General features: G+C 62.6%; 18 protein-coding genes. 10 read left to right on the top strand and 8 right to left on the bottom strand.

What is annotated here, in order from left to right; all coding sequences use genetic code 11:
* Window positions 1–70: 70 nt before the first annotated feature.
* From ACNOHI_RS22770 to ACNOHI_RS22735, 8 genes are all read right to left on the bottom strand, one after another.
* Entirely contained in the window at window positions 71–3,157 is a 3,087-nt protein-coding gene (locus tag ACNOHI_RS22770; protein WP_420477008.1) for an ATP-binding protein, read from the bottom strand.
* Window positions 3,141–3,329 (bottom strand): hypothetical protein, encoded by a 189-nt coding sequence (locus ACNOHI_RS22765; protein ID WP_420477007.1) that lies wholly within the window; start codon window positions 3,327–3,329, stop codon window positions 3,141–3,143. Before ACNOHI_RS22765 ends, ACNOHI_RS22770 begins: the two co-directional genes overlap by 17 nt.
* A 38-nt stretch (window positions 3,330–3,367) precedes the next feature.
* Complete coding sequence (locus ACNOHI_RS22760; protein ID WP_420477006.1) at window positions 3,368–6,562, bottom strand: bifunctional diguanylate cyclase/phosphodiesterase; 3,195 nt, start codon at window positions 6,560–6,562, stop codon at window positions 3,368–3,370.
* Window positions 6,563–6,739: 177 nt separating this feature from the next.
* Window positions 6,740–8,377 (bottom strand): methyl-accepting chemotaxis protein, encoded by a 1,638-nt coding sequence (locus ACNOHI_RS22755; protein ID WP_420477005.1) that lies wholly within the window; start codon window positions 8,375–8,377, stop codon window positions 6,740–6,742.
* Between the two features lie 195 nt (window positions 8,378–8,572).
* Window positions 8,573–11,347, bottom strand: coding sequence for an EAL domain-containing protein (locus ACNOHI_RS22750; protein ID WP_420477004.1), 2,775 nt, complete (start codon window positions 11,345–11,347; stop codon window positions 8,573–8,575).
* Between the two features lie 83 nt (window positions 11,348–11,430).
* A complete protein-coding gene (locus ACNOHI_RS22745) occupies window positions 11,431–11,739 on the bottom strand; it encodes a c-type cytochrome (protein ID WP_420477003.1) in 309 nt (102 codons plus the stop codon).
* A gap of 222 nt (window positions 11,740–11,961) precedes the next feature.
* Window positions 11,962–13,005, bottom strand: coding sequence for a c-type cytochrome (locus tag ACNOHI_RS22740; RefSeq protein ID WP_420477002.1), 1,044 nt, complete (start codon window positions 13,003–13,005; stop codon window positions 11,962–11,964).
* A gap of 3 nt (window positions 13,006–13,008) precedes the next feature.
* Entirely contained in the window at window positions 13,009–14,145 is a 1,137-nt protein-coding gene (locus tag ACNOHI_RS22735; RefSeq protein ID WP_420477001.1) for a c-type cytochrome, read from the bottom strand.
* 206 nt (window positions 14,146–14,351) lie between these two features.
* On the opposite strand from ACNOHI_RS22735, the gene ACNOHI_RS22730 reads away from it, so the two are divergent.
* The 10 genes from ACNOHI_RS22730 to ACNOHI_RS22685 all read left to right on the top strand — a co-directional run bounded on the left by ACNOHI_RS22730 (window position 14,352) and on the right by ACNOHI_RS22685 (window position 24,480).
* On the top strand, window positions 14,352–15,479 hold the full coding sequence (locus ACNOHI_RS22730; protein WP_420477000.1) for a 6-bladed beta-propeller: 1,128 nt from the start codon (window positions 14,352–14,354) through the stop codon (window positions 15,477–15,479).
* Window positions 15,480–15,823: 344 nt separating this feature from the next.
* The gene (locus ACNOHI_RS22725) at window positions 15,824–16,717 is read left to right on the top strand and encodes a cytochrome c3 family protein (RefSeq protein WP_420476999.1); all 894 of its coding nucleotides are present in this window, start codon (window positions 15,824–15,826) and stop codon (window positions 16,715–16,717) included.
* A gap of 158 nt (window positions 16,718–16,875) precedes the next feature.
* A complete protein-coding gene (locus ACNOHI_RS22720) occupies window positions 16,876–18,015 on the top strand; it encodes a peptidylprolyl isomerase (protein ID WP_420476998.1) in 1,140 nt (379 codons plus the stop codon).
* 56 nt (window positions 18,016–18,071) lie between these two features.
* Complete coding sequence (locus ACNOHI_RS22715) at window positions 18,072–20,105, top strand: hypothetical protein (RefSeq protein WP_420476997.1); 2,034 nt, start codon at window positions 18,072–18,074, stop codon at window positions 20,103–20,105.
* Between the two features lie 53 nt (window positions 20,106–20,158).
* The gene (locus ACNOHI_RS22710; protein ID WP_420476996.1) at window positions 20,159–20,608 is read left to right on the top strand and encodes a c(7)-type cytochrome triheme domain-containing protein; all 450 of its coding nucleotides are present in this window, start codon (window positions 20,159–20,161) and stop codon (window positions 20,606–20,608) included.
* 8 nt (window positions 20,609–20,616) lie between these two features.
* Entirely contained in the window at window positions 20,617–21,624 is a 1,008-nt protein-coding gene (locus ACNOHI_RS22705; RefSeq protein WP_420476995.1) for a c(7)-type cytochrome triheme domain-containing protein, read from the top strand.
* On the top strand, window positions 21,621–22,559 hold the full coding sequence (locus ACNOHI_RS22700; RefSeq protein ID WP_420476994.1) for a hypothetical protein: 939 nt from the start codon (window positions 21,621–21,623) through the stop codon (window positions 22,557–22,559). Before ACNOHI_RS22705 ends, ACNOHI_RS22700 begins: the two co-directional genes overlap by 4 nt.
* Window positions 22,556–23,482: a hypothetical protein gene (locus tag ACNOHI_RS22695; protein ID WP_420476993.1), complete on the top strand. Its 927-nt coding sequence runs from the start codon at window positions 22,556–22,558 to the stop codon at window positions 23,480–23,482. Before ACNOHI_RS22700 ends, ACNOHI_RS22695 begins: the two co-directional genes overlap by 4 nt.
* A 3-nt stretch (window positions 23,483–23,485) precedes the next feature.
* Entirely contained in the window at window positions 23,486–24,064 is a 579-nt protein-coding gene (locus tag ACNOHI_RS22690) for a c(7)-type cytochrome triheme domain-containing protein (RefSeq protein ID WP_420476992.1), read from the top strand.
* 8 nt (window positions 24,065–24,072) lie between these two features.
* Window positions 24,073–24,480 (top strand): c(7)-type cytochrome triheme domain-containing protein, encoded by a 408-nt coding sequence (locus ACNOHI_RS22685; protein ID WP_420476991.1) that lies wholly within the window; start codon window positions 24,073–24,075, stop codon window positions 24,478–24,480.
* Window positions 24,481–24,485: the final 5 nt, after the last annotated feature.

Below are 24,485 nucleotides of genomic sequence, written 5' to 3'. Positions count from 1 at the left end.
CCGGGCACAGGTCAGCGCCTTCGCGGGGGCAACGGGGACACGGCGTCGCATCATCGACCACTGATCCCGCTTAGCCGCACAAATCGGCGACTGATTCCAGCGCGACCGTCATGGCCGCGTCCAGCGCGTCGAGCATGTCCGGCACAGCATTCCGCGAACCTTGCGTCAGTGCGGATTCCAGCATGGACGACAGCCTGGCAACCTCGATGACGCCCAGGTTCGCCGACACGCCGCACACCTTGTGCGCCAGGGCGGATGCTTCGACATCCATCCCGGCATCGAACAGGTGCCGTAGTTCACGCGGCGCCGTTTCGTAAGTCGCGGCGAATTGACGGAGAAGGGAGATCCAGAATGGCGCGTCGCCGTCGAGCAGCTTGAGCGCGTTGCGTGCATCGATGCCCGGAAGGTCGGCGGGCAATCCGGCGCAGGGAGCCGCCAGAGCTGGAGTGTCCGCCGCCGCTGCATGGAAGCCTGGGACGTGCGCCAGCAGCGTGTCGATCATTACTTCCACTTCGATGGGCTTGGAAATATGCGCATTCATTCCGGCGCGCCGCGATTTTTCACGGTCTTCGGACATCGCATTGGCTGTCATCGCAATGATCGGCAGGTCGGCAAGTCCGAGTTCGCCGCGGATGGCCTGCGCGGCCTCGTAGCCGTCCATGACCGGCATCTGGATGTCCATCAGCACCGCGTGGAATCGCGTCGCGTCCTGCCGCAGGGCGTCGACCGCCTTGCTGCCGTCGGCGGCGACTTCAACCTGCGCACCCGCCTTGCGCAGGAACGTGCAAGCCACCTTCCGGTTAAGCTCGTTGTCTTCCGCGAGCAGGAGACGCATGCCGGCAAGACGTCCCGCGAGCGGTTCGGGATGCACAGGTTGCGGTCGCGGGAGTGCAACCGCGCCCGACGCCAGTCCGAAGCGTGCCGTGAAGCGGAAATCGCTTCCTTCGCCCTGCTCGCTGGAGAAGGAAATGGCTCCACCCATCAGGGCGACCAGGCGGCTGCAGATCGCCAGACCGAGGCCGGTGCCGCCATAACGGCGGCTGGTCGAACTGTCGGCCTGCGAGAAGGCCTGGAACAAGCGATCCTGGTGCTCCGGCGCGATGCCGATTCCGGTATCGCGCACCGAAAATTCAAGTGCGATCTCCTCGTCCGCAGGGGGCAGGCGATGCACGGCGATGTCCACGCGGCCGCGCTCGGTGAACTTGACCGCATTGCTGGCGAGGTTGAGCAGTACCTGCTGCAGACGCATCGTGTCCCCGACGAGCAGGCGCGGGACATCGCTGCCAACCTCGACGCGCACGTCGATCCCCTTGTCGCGCGCTTGCGGCAGGACGATGGTGGAGATGTTGCCGAGCACCTCGTCGAGTGAGAACGGCGCCTGTTCGAGGTCGAGACGGCCGGCCTCGATTTTGGAAAAATCGAGGATGTCGTTCAGGATGCCAAGCAGGGAGCGCGCGGAAACGGCTATCTTGTCGACGTAGTCGCCGCTCTGGGCATCCAGCGCTTCATCCTTGAGCAGGCGCGCCAGGCCGAGAATCGCATTCATCGGCGTGCGGATCTCATGACTCATGTTCGCCAGGAACTCGCTCTTGGCCCGGTTGGCGTCCTCGGCGCGGTCGCGCTCGACGGCGAGACGCCGGCCTTGCTCCTCCAGCTCCGCGCGGACTTCCGCCAGGCGGCGTTCGTCCCGAACGCGCTCGGTGACGTCATGGATGATGGCAAGGATCAATGTGCGGTTCTGCAAGCGGACCGGGCCTGCGTGCAGTTCCACGGTGCGGAGGCCTCCGTCGGCCAGGCGGTGTGTCACCTGGCACTGCGCGGGCGGTCCGTTGCGGCCTTTTTCCAGGCGCGCCTGCAGGATCTCCGGCGGCTGCGGATTGATGTCGGACGCCTTCATCCGGCGCAGCTGCTCAAGCGGGTAGCCGTAGAATTCGGCGGCGGCGGGATTGGCGTCGACGATGCATCCGTCGTCCGGGTCCACCAGCAGCTCGACTGCCGCCACGGCGTTGAACATTTCCTTGAATACCTCGGTTTGTCCAAGTTCATCCCGTGCCTGGTCACGCTCCGCCGTGCGTTTTGCCAGCAGCAGGGCAGCGGATTCCAGCGCGGTGGCGACCTCCTCGGCTTCGCGGATATGGAGCGGCGGGATGGATAGTGTCTCGCCTGCGCCGAGCGCGAGCGCCGGCTTGGTGAGCGCCCGGATCGATCCGGCAATGCGTTCTCCGGTCAGCGCGGCGAGCCCCAGTCCAATGGCAAAAAGACCGGCGATGCCGGATGCGAGACGCACCAGGGTGTTGTTGAATTCCGCTTCCAGGTCTTCGCGCGGAATGCCGATGCCTACGCTCCAGCCCGTCGCGGGAGAGCGGCTGAACACGGAAAAGACCGGGATTCCTTCGCGGGTTGTCGTGTTCATCGCCCCTTCGCGCGTTTCGGTCATGCGGCGGATGTACTCGGCGGTTCCCTTCTGTCCGACGAACTGCTCCGGCGCGTGCGTGCGCGCGACGATCGTGCCCGTGGTGTCGAAGACGGCGGCGACCCACGACGACGGCAGGGATTGCCGACGCAGGATGGCCTCGAAATCCTGGGGCTGGATGCCGACGCTCAGCACGTACGCCACCTTGCCCTCGACGAAGACCGGCACATCCACGCTGATGACATGGCGCCCGATGACGCCGCCGACGAACAGGTCGGAGATGACCGGCTTGCCGGTGGCAAGCACTTTGGTGATCTGGTCAGGCTTGCCGTGACGGGGCAGGGGGGTATTGAGCGGCCGCAGGGTGTTGACAAGCTGCTGGCCAGTCCTGTCGCTGAGGACGAAATTCATTCCAGGTTGTACGACATCGAGCATGGCGCGTGCGCGCGCATGGAACGCGGCGAGATCGTGGCGTGCCAGGGCACCGGACGTGGAGAGCGATTGCGCGGCCACGCGGGCGCCGAGCAGGCAGGCGTCGACCGTCTGCGACAGCGCGCGAGCGGTATGGAGGGTGTCGTTTTCCAGCTGCCGACGGCCGCTGTAGTAATCATGCAGATACAGTGCCGTGGCGCCGATCATGCCTGGAACCAGGCAGGCAATCACCAGCAGGGCGAGCAGCGTGCGGACCGACCAGCGCCACTGTGCCGGGTGGCGGGCGGGAGGAGGACTAGCGTCGTGTTGCACTGAACAGGCAATCCTTGCGGTTGCAGCGCTTGCTGTCCGTGCCGTCATCCGTGTCCGGAGACGAACGGCCGCCGGCCGCCAGTGTCCGGGTGCAATAGGACAACAGGTGGTTAAGGTGCATCCACTCGGGCGTGCAGAGGGCGTCTTGCGTGACAGGATGGATCGGGATCATTGCCGGCGTTCAGGGATCGATTGCGGATGGGGCAGTCCTCAGGCCTGCAGGCGCGTGTCGGTCGTGAGCAGCGCCAGCACCTCGTCGCCGCTCACCGGCCGGCTGAACAGGTAGCCCTGCATCATGTCGCACGCGTATTCCTTCAGGAAGGCCAGTTGCTCCTGCGTTTCCACACCTTCCGCGACCACCTTGAGTTTCATGCTGTGCGCCAGGGCGATCACCGCGGTCACGATTGCGCGATCGTCCGGGTCGGTATGGATGTCGCGCACGAACGACTGGTCGATCTTCAAAATCTGGATCGGCAGCCGCTTCAGGTAGGCCAGCGACGAGTAGCCGGTACCGAAATCGTCGATCGAAATCTGCACGCCCATCTTGTGCAGCTTTTCCAGGATGGCGGCCGTCTGCGACGTGTCTTCCATCAGGATGCCTTCGGTCAGCTCCACCTCGAGAAGGTCAGGCGGAAGCGCGAGATCGCGCAGGATGTCGGCAATCGTTTCCGCCAGGTCGCCCTGGTGGAACTGGCGTGCCGACAGGTTCACGGCCACGCGCATCGGCATGCCGGCCTGCTGCCACGCCTTGGCTTGCGCACAGGCCGTTCTCAGGATCCATTCGCCGATCTGCACGATCATGCCGGTTTCTTCCGCCAGCGGGATGAATTGCGCGGGCGAGATCATGCCGAATTCCGGATGTCGCCAGCGGATCAGTGCTTCCGTGCCATGGATGCAACCGGTGACGACATCGACCTGGGGCTGGTACTGCAGCATGAACTCGTTGCGCTCAACTGCCCAGCGCATCGCGCTCTCCAGCCGCAGGCGATGCATCATCGCCGCGTTCATGTCGTCGGTAAAGAACTGGAAGTTGTTGCGTCCCAGGTCCTTCGCGCGGTACAGGGCAATGTCGGCGTTCTTGATCAGCGCTTCGGCGTCGGCGGCATCGTTCGGGTACAGCGTCACGCCAATGGAGGTCGTCACATACAGTTCGTGGCCGAAGAGATGGAAGGGTTCCTTGAGCACGTCGAGCAGCTTTTCCGCCATGCGCGCCATGTCTTCGGGCTGCTGCACCTCGAGTGCAATGAGGGCGAATTCATCGCCGCCCATGCGTGCAAGCGTGTCGCCCTGGCGCGTACCGTTGAGCAGGCGCGCGGCCACGGCCTTGAGCAGCGCATCGCCGACCTCGTGCCCGAGCGTATCGTTGACCGTCTTGAATCGGTCCAGGTCCAGCAGCATCAGCGCAAAGGCGTTGTCCTTGCGATGGCGCATCGCGGCGGCCTGGTGCAAGCGGTCGTTGAACAGGCGCCGGTTGGGCAGGCCGGTCAGCGGATCGTGGAAGGCGAGGTGGCGGATGGTCTGTTCCGTCTGCTTGCGCTCGCTGATGTCTTCCGTGACGGCGACGAAGTGGGTGATGGTGCCCTGTTCATCCTTCAGCGGCGAGATGCATTCCAGGCACCAGTACATTTCGCCGTTCTTCTTGGTGTTGTGCAGCTCGCCGGTCCATTCCTTGCCGGACGAGATGGTTTCCCACAGGCGCTTGTAGGTTTCCGGATGGGTTTCACCCGACTTGAGCACGCGCGGCGTCTTGCCGATCACTTCGGCCGGGCTGTAGCCGGTGATCTTGGAGAACCAGGGATTGACGTATTCGATGATGCCGAAGCGGTCGGTGATCATGACGGCGTTCGCGCTTTGCTCCACGGCGCGCGACAGCTTGCGCAGGTTGTCCTCGGTCTTCTTGCGCTGCGCCTCGCGCTCGATATTCTCCAATGCAAACGAGACGTCCTCGGTCATTTCTTCCAGCAGGCGCAGCTGTGCTTCGTCGAAATAGTCCGCTTCCCGCGCATACAGGCTGAACATGCCGACCACCTTTCCGCCGGCGCGCAACTGCAGGAAGACATGCGACTGAAAGCCGGCCGCCTGCGACTGCGGGCACATGGCAGACCAGTGGGCGTGTTCCTGCACGACGCTGCTGCACACCTTGAAAATCGCGCCGTCCAGTGTGTTGAACTTGGTGGACAGGCAGGCATGGATGGTTTCTTCGCACTCGGGCAGCCCTACGTCCTGTCCGCATTTCGCGGTCCATTGCCATCCGCCGGTCACCGGGTCGATCAGGGCGATGCGGGCCAGCGGGAAGCCGCCGAGTTCGACCGCGACGTGGCAGATCTCGTCGAGCAGCTTGTCGCGGTCCGTAATCCGGACGATGGCGGCATTGGTATGGCTGAGCACGCTGTAGAGCCGGTTGATGTGGGCAAGCGCGTGCTGGGTGCGTTCGCGTTCCGCGACTTCGGCGGTCAGGGTGCGGTTTGCCTGGGCCAGGTCCTGGGTGCGCTCCGCAACTTCGCGGCGCAGCAGCAGCGGCTGCTTGAAGGTGGCGTGGGTGAACATCGCCACGACGGTGCTCAGCAGAATGGCGCCGCCGATCAGGAGCCAGGTCAGGGTGGGCTCCAGCCAGCCTTCGGCCGGTGCGATGCGGATCAGCCACTTGCTGTTCGGGACGTCGAGTTCGCGTACCACCGGGTCAGCGAACCGGGAAGTGCCCGAGCGCGCGAAGACGCGCAGCTCGCCGTCGGCGCCGCGCACCTGGGCCAGTTCGTATTCATAGCCGGCCTTGGCGAGTTCGGACAGGCCGCTGCGCTCGATCAGCTCCTGCACGCCGATCACGCTGGTGGCAAATCCCCAGAATTGTTCCTTGTCTTCGGTTTCGCGCAGGAAGATCGGCAAGCGGCCGATGACGGCCTGGCCGCCCTGGAGGAGTTCGACCGGGCCCGCCAGGGTCAGCTTGCGGGACTGGACGGCGAGAAAGGCTTCCTTGTTGCGGTTCGGGTCCTTCAGCAGGTCATGGCCGATAACCTGCGCATTCCCAACAAAGGGAACGACATGGGAAACGACGCCGCCCTTGGCCAGCTGGAGACTGCTGATGCCGCCATACATTTTCAGCATTTCGCTGGCCAGCGCGTCGAAATTGTCGATCGACCCGTTTCCATGGCGGAGGATCGAGGCGAGGGCGTAGGTGCTGGAAAGGCAATGGTTGAGGCGTTCCTGCAGCGCCGACGCATGGTTGGCCGCAATGACTTCTGCTTCCTTTTGCTGGCGTTCGACATGGAGATGCGAATACAGCAGGAAGAAAGCCAGGCCGACCAGCATCGACAGGACAAATGACAGGATCGTGAACATGCGCAGCCGAAGGCCGAGTTTTGCCTCGTCCCTGGTCTGGCCCATCAGAGCATTGACTATTCCATTCATTCTTTCAGGCTCCGATGCCGACAGCATGGGCCCCAGGCCCGGAAGGGCAGGGGCGGCTGTTCCATTTCCGGCCGTTCCTCCAATAGTTCACGGAACGACCCTCCCTATCGTTGTTCATGCAAAAAGCCGGTGTTCCTCAAGCATAGTTCATGCCTGCCAGCAAGTACATCATCCTGTTCATGCGGCCAGCCTTGGCGGTTCCGCCCGGACCGGAATGGCAACAACATTGCCGTTTGCCCCCGGCTGTCCATCAGCCGTTTCGCGTAGCCGGAACACGCTGACCATCTGTGCCAGCTTTGCCGCCTGGTTCTGGAGGGATTCGGCTGTCGACGCCTCTTCCTCGACCAAGGCGGCGTTGCGCTGGGTGACTTCATCCATCTGCGCGATCGCCCGGTTCACCTGCTCGATGCCCGAGCTTTGTTCCTGGCTGGCCGTGGTGATCTCGCTCATGATGTCCGTCACGCGCTTGACGCTGGCAACGATCTCGTTCATGGTCTCGCCGGCCTGGTCCACCAGGCGTGCGCCATGGTCGATCTTGTCGACCGAGTCGGAGATCAGGTCCTTGATTTCGCGTGCCGCCGATGCCGAACGCTGGGCCAGTTGCCGCACCTCGGCCGCCACCACCGCGAAGCCCTTGCCCTGTTCGCCGGCGCGGGCCGCCTCGACCGCGGCATTGAGCGCGAGGATGTTGGTCTGGAAGGCGATACCGTCGATGACGGCGATGATGTCGACGATCTTGCGTGCCGAGTCGTTGATCGAACCCATCGTGCCGACCACTTGCGTGACGACGTCGCCGCCCTTGACGGCGACCTGGGACGCGGATACCGCCAGCTGATTCGCCTGGCTGGCGTGGTCCGCGTTCTGCTTGACGGCGCTGGTCAGCTCTTCCATGGCCGATGCGGTTTCCTGCAATGAGCTCGCTTCCTCTTCGGTGCGTGCCGCGAGATCGAGGTTGGCGTCGGCAATCTGTCCGGACGCGGCCGCAATCGTGTCGGTACCCTGGCGAACCTGGCTGACGATGCCGAGCAGGCCGTCGTTCATCTCGCGCAGGGCGCGCAGCAACTGCCCGGTTTCATCGGTGGTCTTGACTTCGATCGTGCTGGTGAGGTCGCCGGACGCGACGGTGTTGGCAATGGCGACGGCGCGCTCGAGCGGCCGCGTGATGCTGCGGGCGATCAGCACGCAGACGGCCAGGAGGATGCCGGCCAGGAGCAGGGCGCCAGCGGAGAAGGCGATGAGCCGGCTGACGAAGGTTTCCTGCACCGCGTCCATGTAAATGCCCGAACCGATCACCCAGCCCCAGGGAGCAAAGCCTTTCACGTAGGAGATCTTGTTGCCAAGTTCATCGCTGCCCGGCTTGTTCCACATATATGGCACGAAGCCGGCGCCGTCGGCCTTGACGACTTTGACCATTTCCTGGAACAGGAACTTGCCCGTCGGGTCCTTGTTTGTCGTGAGATCGGCGCCGTCCAGTTCCGGCTTGAACGGATGCATGACCATGCGCGGATGCATGTCGTTGATCCAGAAGTATTCCTTGCCGCTGTAGCGCAGCGTCCGGATGGTGTCCATCGCCATCTGCTTGGCGTCATCTTCGCTCATCATGCCTTTGGCGGCCTGCTCATGGAATCGGGCCACGATCCCGTGGGCCGCCTCCACCGTCTGGCGCACGCTGGCCTCTCGTTCGCTGGTAATCAGCTTGCGCTCGGACAGGAGGAAGATCGCCGTCAGGATGACGACGCCCAGTGTCGCGCATGCAGCCAGCAGCCACAGTTTTTTTGCAATGTTCAGTTGCAGCAGTCTCTCAAGCTTAGCCATGGTTCTTTTTATCCTTGTTCTTGTAGTTCGTTAGGGAATTACTTCATGCAGCAGGTCTTTCGGTTGGAACGGGTTCGAGATCGGTGTTCATGTGCGGCAGCCAAGGTGCGCGCAGGAAGAAGCCTTGTTGTCAAGCAACAAACAGGCCAGATGTGAGGTGCCGGGGCAGCAAGGGCGGGGCTGCACGCCGGCGGTTTAAACGGGAACCGCCTTGGGTTTTCCCTCAGCGATCAGTTTCGTCGCTTTGTCAGCGGGAACCGGCCGGCCGAGAAGATATCCCTGGCCGACGATGCCGCGGTACTGCTTCAACAGATGGAACTGCGATTTATCCTCGATACCCTCGGCGACCACGCGCAGGCCCAGCTTGTTGGACATGGCCACGATGGCGCCGACAATGGCGGCGTCGTCCTGATCCGTCGGCAGATCACGCACGAAAGTGCGGTCGATCTTGAGCGCATGGATCGGCAACTTCTTCAGGTACGCCAGCGACGAGTGTCCTGTGCCGAAATCATCGATCGAGAATTGTACGCCGAGCTCGGCGAGCTGATGCATGATCGCAATGCTCGTCTCGAGGTTCTGCATGACCACTGTTTCGGTAATTTCCAGCTCAAGGCAGAAGTGGGGCAGGCCGCTTTGCTGCAGGGCCGCCGATACCTGTTTCGCCAGGTCCGCGCACTGGAACTGCCGGCCGGACAGGTTCACCGCCATCAGGCGGTGGCCCGGGAAGTCCCGTCGCCATTGTTGTGCCTGGGCGCACGCCGTGTGCAGGACCCAGTCGCCAATCGGGACGATGAGTCCGGTTTCCTCCGCAATCCCGAGGAAGGCATCCGGGCCCAGCAGGCCGCGCTCGGGATGACGCCAGCGCAGCAGGGCCTCGAAGCCGATCAGCTTGCCGCTGTCGCACTCGAACTGCGGCTGGTAATGCAGTTCCAGCTCGTCGCGCTCCAGCGCCTTGTGCAGCGCCGTTTCCATCGTCAGGCGCTGGCTGGCCGCGTTGCCCAAACCTTCGTCGTACAGCTCGAACCAGGACCCGCCGGCACCCTTGGCCCGATACATCGCCATGTCGGCATTCTTGAGCAGGATCTCGATATTGCTGCCGTCTTCCGGATAGACGCTGATGCCGATGCTGACGGACACGAACACTTCTTCGCCGTTCAGCGAGAAGGGCGGACGGAAGGCATCGAGGATCTTTTGCGCGACGTTGCCCGCGTCCTTGCCGTCGGCGATCTCCGACAGCACGATGGTGAACTCGTCGCCGCCCATGCGCGCCACGGTATCCGATTCGCGCACGCTGCCGCGCAGCCGGTGAGCGGCCTGCTGCAGCAACTGGTCGCCGGCGTCATGTCCCATGCTGTCATTGATGAGCTTGAAGCGGTCGAGGTCGAGGAACATCACCGCAAAGTGATAATCCTTGTGGCGCTTTGCCATGCCGAGCACCTGGTTCAGGCGGTCGGTGAACAGCACGCGGTTGGGCAGGTCGGTCAACTGGTCGTAGTAAACCTGGTGGAGGATGCGTTCCTCGGCCGACTTGCGCTCGGAAATATCGCTGAACACGCCGACATAGTTGCAGACATGTCCGTTGTCGTCGAGGACCCGGCTGATATTGAGCCATTGCGGATAGATGTCGCCGTTCTTGCGGATGTTCCAGATCTCGCCCTGCCACTTTCCCGTCTCGTGGATCGAACGCCACATGTCGTCGTAGAACTCGCGCGACTGCCGGCCCGAGCTGAGCAGGCGCGGATTGCGTCCGAGCACTTCATCGCGCTGATAGCCGGTGATGACGGTAAACGCGCTGTTGACCGTCAGGATGTCGCCGTTGGCATCGGTAATGGCGATGCCTTCGAGCGAGTTTTCGAAGGCCTGGTTGGCCAGCCGCATTGATGTTTCGGCGCTCTTTCGCTGGGTGATGTCTCGAATCGTCAGCTGGACGGTGGTCCGTTCGCCGAGGAGGGCGACATCGATCGCCAGTTCGGCGGGGAATTCACGGCCGTCGGCCGACTTGAAGTGCCATTCAAAGCGCTGCGATCCCGATTTGAGGCTGCGTTCCAGGCGATCGCGCAATGCCGGCCCGGACGCCGTACCGTCGGGCTGGTGCGCGGGCTGGAGCCGTTCCAGCTCAACGTCGGACTCGACCGGCGCGAGCGGCAATGCGAAGAGCTTGATTGCCGCGCGGTTGACGTCGGTGACGCGTCCTTTGTTGATCAGGAGCACGCCGTCATTGCTGGCCTCGAACAGGGTGCGGAACAGCGTGTGCTCGCGGTCGAGCTCCGCCGACTGGCGCCGTCTTTCCATTGATTCGCGATAGGTCAGCCAGGCGGTCACGCAGAAGAAGACTGTTGCAAGAAGGGACATCGCCAGCAAGGTGCTGCGCGCCATGCGGTTGTCGGACACGGCCTTGTCGTACGCCTGCTGCTCGGCCTGGATCGCCTCGGGGGTGAATTGATGCAGTGTCGAAATCAGTTGGTTGTAGAGCGGCAGGGTGGTGTGGGTGTGGAAGCGGTAGGCTTCCGAGGGGTCGGTCGCCATCAGGGTCATCGCATGCTGACGGCTGGAAATCACGCGCGAGTGCAGATGGGCGACATGCGCCCAGTGCTCGCTGTGTTTCGAATCCCGCTGGAGGCGCGACAGCAGCGCGTCGAGGTCGGTATCGACATGGTGGAGGGTTTGCTTGTCCGCGCCGGTGAGTTGCTGCTTTTTCAGGGCATCGACGAACACGGCCTGGCAGCGCAGCATCAGGCGCTCGACTTCGGAGACGTCCCTGATCACGGAGCCGCTGCTGCGGTAGAGCAGTTCGAGGTCCTTTTCACCCTGGTACAAGCCCCACCAGCCGATGTTGCTCATGAAAAAGCCCGATGCCGCGCCCACCAGGAACATGATCAGGAGGAGATTCGAAACGATCAGCTTGCGCATGGTGGTTCCCATGGTGTGTGGCGCTGCGTGCGGCTGCTTGGTGCTTTTGCGGATCGGCACTGCGGTCTCAATGCCGGTTCGCAAAAGGACGGGCGCCTGCCCGGTGGAGGAGGAAAGCGCCAGGCGCTTTCCTCGAAGCCGAATTACTTCGACTGGGCAACCATGTATGCAACGGCTGCGGTCACGTCAGCGTCGGACAGGCCGCTGTTGCCGCCCTTGGCAGGCATCACGCCCTTGCCCTTGAGGGCAGCGGCGTTCAGTGCAGCGTTACCGGTAGCGATGCGCGGTGCCCAGGCTGCCTTGTCGCCAAGCTTCGGTGCGCCGGCGGCGCCGGTAGCGTGGCATGCTGCGCAGGTGGCGTCATAAACGGCCTTGCCGTCGGCGGCAAAGGATTGACCAGCGATGACCAGCAGACCAGCGGCAACAGCGGTACCGACAAAACTCAGTTTCATATCTTCTCCTAGGGGTTCAAAGCAAAAAGGGGGTAGTGCAAAGCGGGTACTCTGCGATTGCCTTAATGCAATAAATATGCCAAATGCATTGCCCCATGGAAACGTCGGGAGCCGGCGAAACTTTCCTTCCCTGGATCAAGCGTTTCCCGAAAATGGTAATCAGCCCTCCCGAATATTTCCAATTGCTGGAAAGAATGGGCGGCAAAACGTGCCGCCCGGCGCTCAGGGCTTTTGTGCGGTGGCGGGTTGCGGCTGGCTTTTGCCGACAGGATGGAAGGCGCGCGCGATATACGCGATGAGGGCTTCGATGTCGTTGTCGGAGAGGACGGACTTCCAGGCTGGCATCGACGTATTGGGCAGGCCCTCCTTGATGACGCCGGCGAGGCGTTCGGTGGTCATCGCGGACATGAACTCCGGCGCCGTGAGGTCGCGCGGATGCGGCTCGAGGAAAGTGCCGATCCAGTTGCGGCCCGTGCCGTCGGCGGCGTGACAGAAGGCGCAGTTCTGCTGGTACAGTCCTTCGCCTTTCTTTTCCTTGGCCGTCAGGCCGGCAATCTTCGGTACGCGGTCGTGGATGTGGTAGGGCGTCGCGCTTGCGACGCCGTCCACCTGCTTCGGCGGCCAGTCGCCCGGCTGGAAGCCCATGCGCGGATAGGACAGCGCGCGCGAATCCCAGGGAATGCCTTCATTGTTGACTTTCGCCCGGTCGTGGCAGCTGATGCAGGCCGTCATGAAGAGCTTGCGTCCGGCGCGCTGTTCCGGCGTCAGCTTGTCCGCCGGTGTGTCCAGGGTGACCTGGCCGGTGGCGAACGGGAAGGCCGGGGCGTAGCGCTCATGGTCGGGCCAGCCGTTTTCCTTGGTGTGGTAGGCCGTGTTGCGCGCCTTGGAAATCATGAACTCCTGGCGGACAAAGTCGGTGACGGCGGCAATTTCGTGCGGCGGGAGGATGTCGGCAAAGCTTTTCATCGCCGTGCCGGGACGGCCGTGGGTGATCGTCTCCAGCATCCTTTCGCGGCTGAGCTCCGCCGGCGAGACCTTGGTGAAATCCCGCGGGCGAGGCGACAGATAGGTGCTGGCGAGTGTCTTGGCATCGCCGGAATAACCGTGGCAGAAATAGCAACGGAAGTTGTAGACCTTGCGGCCGAGCTCCAGGACTTCAGCCCTCGGTGCGGGCTCGCTCGCTGCCGTTGCCGCGCCTTGTGGCGCGGGCCGGTCGGAGCAGGCTGCCAGCGACAGCAGCAGCCCAAGCAATGCCAGAAATTTCATTCTTTACTTCGATGCCTTCGCAGTGTCGGTCGACTTGATGAAGCGCGTGAACACGAATTCTGTCACGTCCGCGATTTCCTGGTCGGTCATCACCTTGCCCCATGCCGGCATTTCGGTGCCGAGCTTGCCTTCTGTGACCGCCTTGAAGATGGCCGGGCGGCTGAGTTCGGCGCGCGAAGCGTCGTGCTGGAAGTTGCGCGGCTTCGGATTGATGAAGTACGCGCGCGGTCCCCGTCCATCGCCGGTGGCGCCATGGCAGGTAGAGCAGTTGCTCATATAGAAGGCCGCGCCCTTGGCAGCGTCGCCCTTGAGGCTCTTGGGCATCGGGGCATTCATGTTGACCGGCGCTGCCGGTTTTGCGGCCGGTGCCGGTGCTGCCGCGGCGACCTGCGGTGCAGGGGCTTGCGTCGCCGGCAGATGCCCGCGATTGCCAGAGGTTGTGCCTGAGATATCGGACACGTTCGATGATTCCATGAATCCGGTGCGGACGTAATCAACCACGGCCAGGATGTCCTTCTCGCTGAGCTGCGACTTCCAGCCCACCATCGCGGTCTCCGGTCGGCCGTAGGTGACCGATTTGATCATGCGCTCGCGCGACAGTTCGGCTTTCGCCGCGGCGTTGGTGAAGTCGCGCGGCGGCGGCATGAGGCTGCCGGAGGCGCGGCTCTTGCCGTTGCCACGCTCGCCGTGGCAGACGGAGCAGTATTCCGCGTAGATCTTACGGCCGCGGTTGTTCGAATCCGAGGTGGCGGCCGGCATGAAGGTGTTGCGGACGTAGTCGACCACGCCTTCGATTTCCTTCTGCGTGAGTTGCGACTTCCATGGGGTCATCGCCGTGCCCGACTTGCCGTTGGCGACCGCATTGACCATCTGTTCGCGGGTGAGCGCGTAGGCGACGCCAGGGTTCGTGAAATCCTTCGGCGGCGGGACCATGCTGCCCTTTGCGCGACTATTGCCGTCGCCGCGGTCGCCGTGGCAGACGGAGCAGTAGTTGTGATAGATCGCCGCCGGCGACATCGCTTTGTGTCCCTTGTCTCCGGGCGCTGCGGCGACGGCCGGCGACATGCTTGTGAGGCCGAGGATGAGCAGGCTGGTTGCGCTGAGAAGGGTCTGTCCGGCGAGCATGGTGTGTTTTGTCATGTCTGTTGATTGCAAGGCGCTGTGGTCGACCGCAGCACTATATATCGAAGGAACGGTGTGCCTCAGGAGCAAGAATGATGCCTGTTGTAAATTCGTCCTCACCCTTTTCCTGCTGGAAGCAGGATGGTACGTTGCTTGCTAGCCAGATTCGATTCCGCAACTTGCACTCGGTCCCCGTCGGGACGTTTTCATTGAAGGATGCAACGATGAGCATGAAATCGCTGGTTTCTCGCAAAGGGCTGCTGGCTGCTGTCCAGATAGCTGCTGTCTTGATGGTTGCTGCCTGCGGCGCGCCTGTCAAACGTGAAGACGCGCAACTGCCGGTCTTCCCGCCGCCTCCTGACGAGCCACGCTTCTATTTCGAGCGCTCGATCTACTCCACGGCCGACGTCACGAAGGAGGGCAAGAGCTCCGACATGAAGCGCATGCTGACCGGCGAGGTGGAGTCCGGGGATGGCATGACCAAGCCCTACGGCGTTGCTGTATACCATGGCCGCGTGTTCGTGACCGATTCCGGAGCCCGGTCGGTCATTGCCTTCGATATCCCGCAGCAGCGCACGTTCCGCTTCGGCGAGAGCGGGGATGGCGCGCTGGGTATGCCGCTCGGTATTGATACCGACGGAAAGGGCAACGTCTACGTCGTCGATGCCGCGGCCAAGCAAGTGCAGATGTATGACAAGGATGGCAAGTTCGTCAAAACGCTTGCCGCCGGTTCTCGGCTCTCGCGTCCGTCGGGCATCGCCGTCGATAACGAAGGCGCGCGGATGTACGTGGTCGACACGGGCGCCGTGACGAACGAGAAGCACCGCGTGATGGTGTTCGACGTCGCGGAGAACAAGCATTTGTTCGATATCGGAAAGCGCGGTACGGGCGAAGGTCAGTTCAACCTGCCGCGTGACGTCACCATCGGGACGGACGGCTTGCTGTACGTCGTTGACGGCGGCAATTTCCGCGTCCAGGTCTTCAAGCCGGACGGCACCTTCGTTCGCGTCTTCGGTTCCATCGGACGCCAGTCGGGTCAGTTCTCGCGGCCCAAGGAAGCGGCGATCGATCCGGATGGCAATGTCTATATCGTGGACGCTGCGTTCGGGAATTTCCAAATCTTCAATACGTCCGGCCAGCTGCTGCTGGCCGTCGGCAGCCGTTCCGAACAGGACAAGCCGGCCAAATACATGCTTCCCTCCGGAATCGCGATTGATGGCGATGGCCGCATCTATATGGTCGACCAGTTTTTTCAGAAGCTGGACATCTATCGTCCCGCCAAGCTGGACCCGAACGGTGGCTTCGCCGCGAAGAAAGCCGCGCCAGCTGCCAAGGGCGCGGCCGGCGGTTGATGCGGAATTGATCTCGACCCATATATCCCGCCGAATTTCTTGTGCGTAGGAAGAATTTCCGGTTTGTGGGAATGTGGAAATAGGGCGGTGAAGCAGGGTATGGCGATAGAGGGATGAGCAGGTAGGCCAAACCCTGTATTGAGAGTGAGAGGGCAGAGAAAGTTCGCTCGATTCGCTGTGGTCAAGGTGGCATTCAAGGCTGCCAAACCGCTTCCGCAGCGAAATTGGGCGCCTGATCCGGGTCAATTTGCAGGCTGGCCCGGCTCTTGCTAGATGTTGATTGCATTTAATGTTTTTTTCGGGAATCTCCTCTCGGTCTAATAAAAGAAAGGCGGGTAATAATCATGGGAAACAAACTCGGAAAGGGGCTGGCGCAGGTAGTTCAACGTGCCAAGTACGCAGCGATCGTTGTTATCGGAGCTGCTGCTCTTGTTCAAACTGCAAGCGCTCAGGTTGTTGATACCAAGCACAATCTGTCCGCAACCGCTCCTGGCGCCAACACGCCCGGATCGACGCGCGTCAACTATATGACGGGCGATGGCGCAACGACGCAGGTTTGCGTGTTCTGCCACACGCCGCACGGTGCGGCATCCGCAGAAGCACCGCTCTGGCAGCGTACCCTCGCCACCGCGACGTCGTACTCCACGTACGGCTCGGTCAACGCCTCGACGTCCATGGATGCAGAGCAGGGCGCAGGTGTTTCCGTTGGTTCGATCTCGCTCGCCTGCTTGTCGTGCCACGACGGTACCCAAGCAATGAACACGATGTCGAATACGCCTGGTTCGGGTAACCTCGCGACCGGTAAGGCTGCCGGCGACTGGGCTGCCAATGGTCGTAACACCGACGGCAAGCTGACCGGCATCGCCAACCTCCTGGGTGACAACAAGAGCCTGCAGAATGACCACCCGATCGGCATTCGTTACGCTGGCGGCTTCACCTACAGCTCGAGCGCGACCACTGTTGCGAACACCGCGTTTGCTGACAAGGAGTTCCGTACTGTGAATCAGGCGTCGATCAACAGCGCGCCGGTATGGTTCGTTGAGCCGAAGTCGGGCGCGTCTGCGAACTCCGCACGCGACAAGAACGACATCCAGCTGTACACCCGTACGATCGCGGCCGGTAACTACCAGCCGTACGTTGAGTGCGCAAGCTGCCACGATCCGCACTCCAGCGCAGAACTCTTCATGCGTGTGCCGGTTGCCGGTAGCGAAATCTGCCTGACTTGCCATATCAAGTAACAGGCTGGATTCAGGTGGTTCAACGAGCGGGGCAGGCAGGTTTTACTTGTCTGCCCCATCGTTCGAAGGGGCGCTCCAGGAATGACGGTTTGTGCCGTTATTCCTGGAATGGATCCGGCGGAGCGACTCCGCCAGCAAAATTGAAAGGTTGCGCCGCTATGAAAAAGTCGATTCACACCGCTTGCCATACGGTTCTGTTGTCTGCCCTGATCGTGGCAGGCATTGGCGTTTCTGCGCACGCGGCGCCGAAGCAGGTGGAAAAGGCAGCCAGCAAGCCGGCTGCCAAGGCGAGCGCCAAGGCGTCGCCGAAAGAGGTGCGCAATGACGCGGCGTCGTCGGCCGCCGCGGCGGCACATCAGGCCGCGCCAAACGACGGCGGCATCTTTGCACGGATTGGTGACCACGTGATCACCTTTGCCGAATATGACAATGCGTTTCAGGCGGCGGCACGCGGCAAGTTCTATCACGGTCGCGCGCCGGAAAAGGATCTGGCAGCCATGCAGCGCACCGTGGCCGAGGACCTGGTCAACCGTGTCCTTCTGGCGCGCGAAGCCAAGCGTCGCGGCGTCGAGCCTGACCATGCCGCCGTCAAGAAGCAGCTTGATGGATTCGAAGCGCGCTACGGCAAGAGCGATCAATGGAAAAAGAACAAGGACGCAATCCTGCCTGTCCTGACGGCGAAGCTGGAAGAAGACAGTATCGTCGAGCAGCTCGAAAAGACGGTGCGTGCCGTGCCTGATCCTGAGCGCGCCGAGGTCATGGCCTATTACAATGCCAATCCCGAAAAATTCACCGAGCCGGAGCGCGTGCGCGTCTCCGTGATCCTGGCGCCGGTGCCGCCGAATGCGATGCATGAGGAATGGGACAAGGCGGCTGAATCGATCACCGCCGTCCTCAAGCAGATCCGCGAAGGCGCTGATTTCGCCGAAATGGCGAAGACGCATTCCAAGGCGCCGTCCGCGGCACAGGGCGGCGATATGGGTTACCTGCACAAGGGGATGCTTCCCGAACCTGTTCTTGAAATGCTCGGCACCCTGAAGGTCGGCGAGGTTTCCGAAGTGCTCCGGCTGCTGGAAGGAATCGGCTTGATGAAGCTGACGGAGCGGGTCGAGCCGAAAAAGCATGATTTCGAGCGTGTCGAACAGCGCGCCCGCGATCTCCTGAAACGTGACAATTCCGATGCGGCATGGAAGGGCCTGATTGCAGAACTGCGCAAGGCCTCTCCCGCGGAAATTGACGAAACGCGTTTCCTGCCGCTCGCGGCGGATAGTGCCGGGAACAACGCCGCACCAAAGTAAGGTCGGCCTGGTTCTCCGGGTGAACAAGGTTGGAAGTGAGGAATGCTGTGGCAGTAATGCCCGCAAAGCGTGCCGGATTCTCGCCCTTGCTATGCATGGCGCTTTCGGCATTGCTTGTCCCCCGCAGCGCACTCCCTGCGCTACCCCCTGCCAGCGTGGGCTCCTCGACACAGAGTGAGCCCCGCACCGCTTCGCCCGTTTCATCCGCAACCAATCCGAACGGAGCCGCCGAAGAAGAGTCGGCGTGGTGGCAGAAGATTGGCATCATTGCACCGCGTTATGCACTCTATGGCAGCGTCGGCTACGAATGGTTCCGTAATTCTGGTGGAGGTTTCAGTTCGACGGATCAAGGCCTGGCCTCCATCGTTGGCGCGCGCTTCAACACCTACCTCTGGGAGCCGTGGTTCGGCCGGTTTTTCGGAGACTTGCGTCTCCACGTGAACCAGAACAACTCCCAGAACAGCGGTAGCGAGGCCGCGTCGTCATCCGGCAACCGCAATATTCAATTCAGCGGAAACGGACGCGTGTCGCTGATGTACCGCAGCCGCTTTCCCCTGGACGTCTACTTCGACCGCACCTACAGCCGCACGACGGCGGAGTTCTCGCCCGTGGTGGGTTCGGCGCTCAGTACGCGCTACGGTTTCACGCAAAGCTACACCCATGAGAACGGCGCCACTGCATCGCTCGACTGGAACCGCAGCACGCAGGGCGCCGCCCTGGACTTCGGCGGGTCGCGCATGGATGCGCTGCAGCTGACACTCTCCCATCACCTGCCCGAGCATTCGATGAGTGCGAGTCTCGGAACCAATACGGTTACCCAGAACGGTCTCGACAGCCGCTCGCGCCAGACCAACGTCGCGCTGTCGCACAACTATTCACCGGAAGACGAGTACTACACGGTCGACACCTCGGCCAACATCAATACCTCCGGATTCCGGCTGCAGGGGGCCAACAGTGACTTGCGGCTCACGCAGATCAGTTCAGTGGCGACCTACCGGCCCGAAGAGGATCCGTACACCATCACCGCGTCCGTGCGCGCCCTGGGACTTGCATCTGACCTTAGCGACCCGTTTGGAGCGACCTCCAACAACAACCGGAAGTTGCAGACCACGAACCTGTCGCTTGGCATGACTTACACGCTATCGGCGGACACTTATGCGAGCGGCTCCGTCAATTTCAATTCGTCAACGGCCAACGACAAGAAACTCAACTCGGCGAGCGAAGCGGTCTCGATCACGCACTCGCCGCAAGGCACGACGATCGGGGACTTCGTTTATCGCTGGTCGACCACGGGCTCGGCCAACCACGCGACCGAAGGAAACGGCAACGCATCGGCAGGCATTTCGCTTCAGCTCAGCCACTCGCTGAGTCACAACCTGGAGCTGGATAGCGGCGGACGCGTCAACTTCAGCCTTGCACAAGGCTTGTCTGCCGCAGTGCAGAGCCGCCGTCGCAATGCGCAGGAGCAGCCGGACATCCAGGAAATCCTGACCCCGAAAGGCAGCCGCCGCGTGACGCATAACGCCGGCGTGTCGTGGTCATCCGAGGAAGGCATCGCCAACACGATGATCCACGCCGGCTACAGCGATTCGCGTTCGCTGACCGGGCCGTCCGAAGTCTTCCAGATGCTTAACCTGCAATTCACCGGGAACATCCAGCCGGGCGGACACAGTACCTGGACCGGCAGTATCGCGATCCAGGCGACGAAGCAGGATCTCGGCGATCTCCAGATCAGTCTCGGTTCGTCTCCGTTGAACCAGAAAGACGTGACGATTTCGTCCAATGGCAGCCTGAGCTATCGCAATGGCCGGTTGTTCGGCGTGCGCCGGCTGACACTGAATTCAAGCGTTCGCATGTCCAGCAGTGCCTTGCTGCCCATGCTGGGCGGTGCAACGGATTACGAAACCGCAGCCTGGGATACCCGGCTGGACTACACGATTGGCCGCATGATCCTGCGCGCCAATGCAGTGATTTCGCGGAACGTGACGCCGGTCATCCGGCGCACGACTGAAGGATTTGAATTGACGGAAGGAGAGGCAAGGCTGAACAAGTCGATCATGTTTACGGTCACGCGCACCTTCGGGTACTGATTTTTCTGATTTTTGTGTCGCTGTTTGAAAGGTAGGGAGTAATGATAAGAGTAATGGAGTTCAGCCGGGTCTTCAGGACGATCCTGCTGCTAGTTCTAGTCCTGGCAGCCGGCCTGGCCGACATGCGGAGCGCACGCGCCGAATACGGCGACGTCGTCATCAACAACTACTCGGATGGTGCCGGCATGCGTCCCGCGGTGTTCCCGCACTGGTTCCACCGTATCCGCTTCCGCTGCAAGGTGTGCCACGCTGACCTCGGCTTCAAGTTCAAGGCCGGCGGCAACGACATCAACATGGTGAAGATCATCGACGGCCAGTACTGCGGCGCCTGCCACAACGGCAACATCGCCTGGTCGATCGAGAACTGCAACCTGTGCCACTCCGGCAAGCCGGGCACGCCGACGCAGGTGCATGAAAGCACCATCAATTCGCTGGTCGTCCCGGCGAATGCGGCGAAACCGCAGGCGGCGCAGCAAGCGCAAACCCAACAGCCGAAGAAATAGGAGCAATCATGAAAAAGTCTCTCATGCTCCGTGCCGGCCTCTTTGCATTGGCAACAGGTGTCATGTCGTTGTCCGCAGTCGCGGCCGACCTGCCGAACGGAAAAGCAATCTATGACGCGGGCTGCGTGGCCTGCCACAGCACCGGCGCCGCCGGCGCACCCAAGCTCGGCGATGCCGCTGCCTGGGCGCCGCGCGTCAAGACCGGCGCTCCGGCGCTGTACACCAGCGCCATCAAGGGCAAGGGCGCAATGCCTGCAAAGGGCGGCAATGCAAGCCTGTCCGATGCGGACGTCCGTGCGGCGGTCAATTACATGATCAGCCAGTCCGAAGGCCCGAAGGGTGCGGCAGCCGCCAAGGCAGCGCCTGCTCCCGCGGCTGCACCGGCACCCGCCGCGGCAGCACCGGCACCGGCACCCGCGCCCGCACCGGTCGCGGTGGCTCCCGCACCGGCCGCGGCTCCCGTGGCAGTGGTGGCACCGGCATCGGCAGCAGCTGCCGGATCCGGCCCCGCCAACACCTTCAACCGCTTGATGAAGCCCGCAGCGCAGCGCAACCTGCCGCCGCCGCAGGATGGCATCCACGATCCGGAAAACGATGGCACGCACTCGCTGCAGCCGCCGCTCGCCGCGTTCAATGCCTTCGTGCGCAACAATGACGGCAACCGCGTCGACTGGGTGAAGACACTGGGTGAGAACCGCATCCAGCCGCGCTTCGACCGCAACGATCCCAACGCCAAGCCGATGGTCATGGACATGAACATCGTGCGTGAAGTGAAGGGCACGATGCCGGACGTGGTCTATCCGCACAAGCAGCACACCGAATGGCTGGATTGCTCGAACTGCCACCCGGCGATCTTCGTTCCGCAGAAAGGCGCGAACCAGATCTCCATGGCGTCGATCCTGCTCGGCCAGGCCTGCGGCGTTTGCCACGGCAAGGTCGCGTTCCCGGTCTCGGAATGCCGCCGCTGTCACTCGAAGAGCAAGGCCCTGCCGGTGAAGGCGGAAGCCAAGCCATGACCGTGAAGGGCAGGAAATCCGGGCTGCCCCTGGCCGCCATCGTGCTCGCCGGCGCCGCGACAGCGGCCGGCGTGGCGATGCCGGCCATGGCACAGGCGCCTGCGGGCGCCGATGCTTCCGTTTCCTCCCAGGCTCTGCTCGAAAGCAAGGTCCGGCTCGTCAAGCTGCTGTTCTCGCAGTCACCGGCGATGCAACGCATCCCCCAAAGTAACAACGCGCAGGCGAAGAAGAAGCTCGCCGACGCGCAGGCGCTCTTTGCCAAGGCAACTTCGGAAGCCGAGGCAGGACGCCAGGCGTCGGCGATCAAGCTGCTCGACGAAGCCTTGCGCGAAATCGTGACGGCATCGCGCATGGTTCCAGACGCGGCACAGCTCGCATCGCAGGAGCGTGCGCGCTACGCCGGCATGAGCGAAGCGACGCGCACCTTCCTGAATCTCTACAAGGGCGTGTCAGCGAAGATGGCAGGGAAGGGCGGGGCAGCGTCGCTCGATGTCAATGGCGTCAATGCGGCGATCGGCAAGGCGGAATCCCTCGCCGCCGCCGGCAACCACAAGGACGCCAATGCGGTGCTCGGCGAAGCGTACAAGACAGTCGTCGGCGCCTTGAACCGCATGCTGATGGCCGAAACCATTGTCTATGACCAGAAATTCGAGACGCCGGCCGAGGAATACAAGTACGAACTTGCACGGAACAGGAATTACGAAGAACTGGTGCCGCTCGCCATTGCCCAGCTGAACCCGTCGCGCGACAGCGCCGCCGTCAGCGAGAGCTATGTGCAGCAGAGCAGGCACTTGCGCGACGCCTCCCAGAAGCACGCGGCGTCGGGCGACTACACGAATGCATTGAAAACCATCCAGGACGCGACACTCCACCTGCAACGCTCGCTGCGCGTGGCCGGCGTGATTGTGCCGCAAACTACAGAAAGCAAACCATGACTATCCAACGTCCCCTGAAGACCGTCCTCGCCGCATTGATCGGCGCGCTATTCCTGCACACCGGCGTCACCATCGCCGCGGATGCGCCCGCAGTCGAAGGCCAGTCCGTGCGCCCGGCGCGTCCGCCGGAGACCAAGGAACAGATCGAGCGCCGCCTCACCTCCGTGTCCACGCTGCTGGAGACGTCCTCGGGCGCCAAGCAGATCGAGACCAGCGGCAATGCGCAGGCGCAGGCGCAGCGCGCCAAGGCACGTGACCTGCACAAGCAGGCGGACGCCGCCTATCAGAAGGGCGACCTGCCGGCCGCATCCCGCTTGCTGGACGAAGCGGCCAAGACCATGTTCGACGGCGTGCGCCAGGCAGCGCCCGAGCAGGTCAGCGCGGAAAAGAAGCAGCGCGATTTTGACAATCGCCTGGAAAGCGTGAAGGCCCTGCTGTCCGCGCAGAAGCGCATCAGCGCCGAGAAGAAGCTGGGTGCCAAGGGCGCCGAAACCACCGCCAAGATCGAAGCGCAGATCCGCGAGGCGCAGGCTCTGGCTGCCTCCGGCAAGATCGACGAAGGCAAGGCTGCACTCGACAAGGTGTACGGCGCCACCCGTGCCTCGATTGAAACGATGCGCGAAGGCGACACCCTGGTCCGTTCGCTGAACTTCGCGACCAAGGAAGAGGAGTACCATTACGAGATCGACCGCAACGACACGCACAAGATGCTGGTCAAGGTCCTGCTCGAAGAAAAGCGAGCCTCCAACCCGAACCTCGAATCCATGGTCCAGAAGTATGTCGAGCAGGCAGCGACCCTGCGCACCAACGCCGAAGGTATGGCGGCGAAGAAGGACTATGAAGGCGCCATCAAGGTGCTGGAAGACTCCACCAAGGAACTGGTGCGCGCGATTCGTGGCGCGGGTGTCTACATCCCGGGATAAGCAATGCGCAACCTGAGCCTGAGGCGTGTGTTCAACTGGCTGGGCCTGGCGCTCGCGGCGATGATCGCCTTTTCGGCAGCCGTGCACGCGCAGATCCCCGGCCTCGCACCCACGCAGCGGCCGACGAACATGCCGTACCCGGTTCAGCTTCTGCTGAACAAGGACGGCGTGCATGACCCGGCCGGCCCGGGCATCAAGATGCTCCAGGAGCCCCGCGAGGGGCTTTCCGCGTTGCCCAAGGATTACCCCGGGAACGGCGTGCATTGGGTCAAGGCACTGCGCGAAGGCGTCATCCAGCCGCGCACGAACATCTTGCCGGGCACCGAAATCCGCGTGCTCGACCTCGATATCCTGCTCTCCAACACGGGCGAGATGCCCGTCGTCCTGTTCCCGCACCGGCAGCATACGGAGTGGCTCGACTGCAGCAACTGCCATGAGCGGCTGTTTGCGTCGAAAAAGGGCGGCACCAAGGGACTGAACATGTTCTCGGTGCTGCAGGGCGAATTCTGCGGACAGTGCCATGGCGCGGTCGCCTTCCCGCTGACGGAATGCTCCCGCTGTCACAGCCAGGCACGGAAATGAGACACCCCATGTCAGACTTCGACACCCGTCCTCGCCGCACGCTGATGCACTTGCTGACCGCGCTGGTGGCGCTCTGGCTGGCGCTGCTGTCCCTGCCGTCGCATGCGGAATACGCCGACGTCGTCCTTAACCGCCGTGCGGAAAAGGAGGGCGTGCGGCCCGTGGTGTTCCCCCACTGGTTCCACCGCATGCGTTTCCGCTGCAAGGTGTGCCACTCCGAACTGGGTTTCAAGATGCGTGCCGGCTCCAATGACGTGACCATGGCCGACATCATCGATGGCAAATTCTGCGGCATGTGCCATAACGACCAGATTGCCTGGGGCGCGGCCAATTGCGACTTGTGCCATTCTGGCAAGAAGGGGCTGCCGTCGGGAATCTACGGCGGCTCGTCAACCACCGGTCCGGGAAAATGGTAGAACGA

The sequence above is a fragment of the Noviherbaspirillum sp. ST9 genome, from assembly GCF_048799745.1.
In the GTDB taxonomy this organism is placed as follows: Bacteria; Pseudomonadota; Gammaproteobacteria; order Burkholderiales; family Burkholderiaceae_D; genus Noviherbaspirillum.
The sequence above is the reverse complement of the archived record's forward strand: the minus strand, read 5'-3'. Positions and strand labels throughout refer to the sequence as shown.

What these genes read in the sequence shown, in the direction of transcription:
- ACNOHI_RS22725 (WP_420476999.1), top strand. Translation starts at nt 15,824, where the DNA reads ATGGGAAACAAACTCGGAAAGGGGCTGGCGCAGGTAGTTCAACGTGCC.
- ACNOHI_RS22745 (WP_420477003.1), bottom strand. Translation starts at nt 11,739, where the DNA reads ATGAAACTGAGTTTTGTCGGTACCGCTGTTGCCGCTGGTCTGCTGGTC.
- ACNOHI_RS22765 (WP_420477007.1), bottom strand. Translation starts at nt 3,329, where the DNA reads ATGATCCCGATCCATCCTGTCACGCAAGACGCCCTCTGCACGCCCGAG.
- ACNOHI_RS22690 (WP_420476992.1), top strand. Translation starts at nt 23,486, where the DNA reads ATGCGCAACCTGAGCCTGAGGCGTGTGTTCAACTGGCTGGGCCTGGCG.
- ACNOHI_RS22740 (WP_420477002.1), bottom strand. Translation starts at nt 13,005, where the DNA reads ATGAAATTTCTGGCATTGCTTGGGCTGCTGCTGTCGCTGGCAGCCTGC.
- ACNOHI_RS22710 (WP_420476996.1), top strand. Translation starts at nt 20,159, where the DNA reads ATGGAGTTCAGCCGGGTCTTCAGGACGATCCTGCTGCTAGTTCTAGTC.
- ACNOHI_RS22695 (WP_420476993.1), top strand. Translation starts at nt 22,556, where the DNA reads ATGACTATCCAACGTCCCCTGAAGACCGTCCTCGCCGCATTGATCGGC.
- ACNOHI_RS22730 (WP_420477000.1), top strand. Translation starts at nt 14,352, where the DNA reads ATGAGCATGAAATCGCTGGTTTCTCGCAAAGGGCTGCTGGCTGCTGTC.
- ACNOHI_RS22720 (WP_420476998.1), top strand. Translation starts at nt 16,876, where the DNA reads ATGAAAAAGTCGATTCACACCGCTTGCCATACGGTTCTGTTGTCTGCC.
- ACNOHI_RS22685 (WP_420476991.1), top strand. Translation starts at nt 24,073, where the DNA reads ATGTCAGACTTCGACACCCGTCCTCGCCGCACGCTGATGCACTTGCTG.
- ACNOHI_RS22735 (WP_420477001.1), bottom strand. Translation starts at nt 14,145, where the DNA reads ATGACAAAACACACCATGCTCGCCGGACAGACCCTTCTCAGCGCAACC.
- ACNOHI_RS22705 (WP_420476995.1), top strand. Translation starts at nt 20,617, where the DNA reads ATGAAAAAGTCTCTCATGCTCCGTGCCGGCCTCTTTGCATTGGCAACA.
- ACNOHI_RS22760 (WP_420477006.1), bottom strand. Translation starts at nt 6,562, where the DNA reads ATGAATGGAATAGTCAATGCTCTGATGGGCCAGACCAGGGACGAGGCA.
- ACNOHI_RS22715 (WP_420476997.1), top strand. Translation starts at nt 18,072, where the DNA reads ATGCCCGCAAAGCGTGCCGGATTCTCGCCCTTGCTATGCATGGCGCTT.
- ACNOHI_RS22700 (WP_420476994.1), top strand. Translation starts at nt 21,621, where the DNA reads ATGACCGTGAAGGGCAGGAAATCCGGGCTGCCCCTGGCCGCCATCGTG.
- ACNOHI_RS22755 (WP_420477005.1), bottom strand. Translation starts at nt 8,377, where the DNA reads ATGGCTAAGCTTGAGAGACTGCTGCAACTGAACATTGCAAAAAAACTG.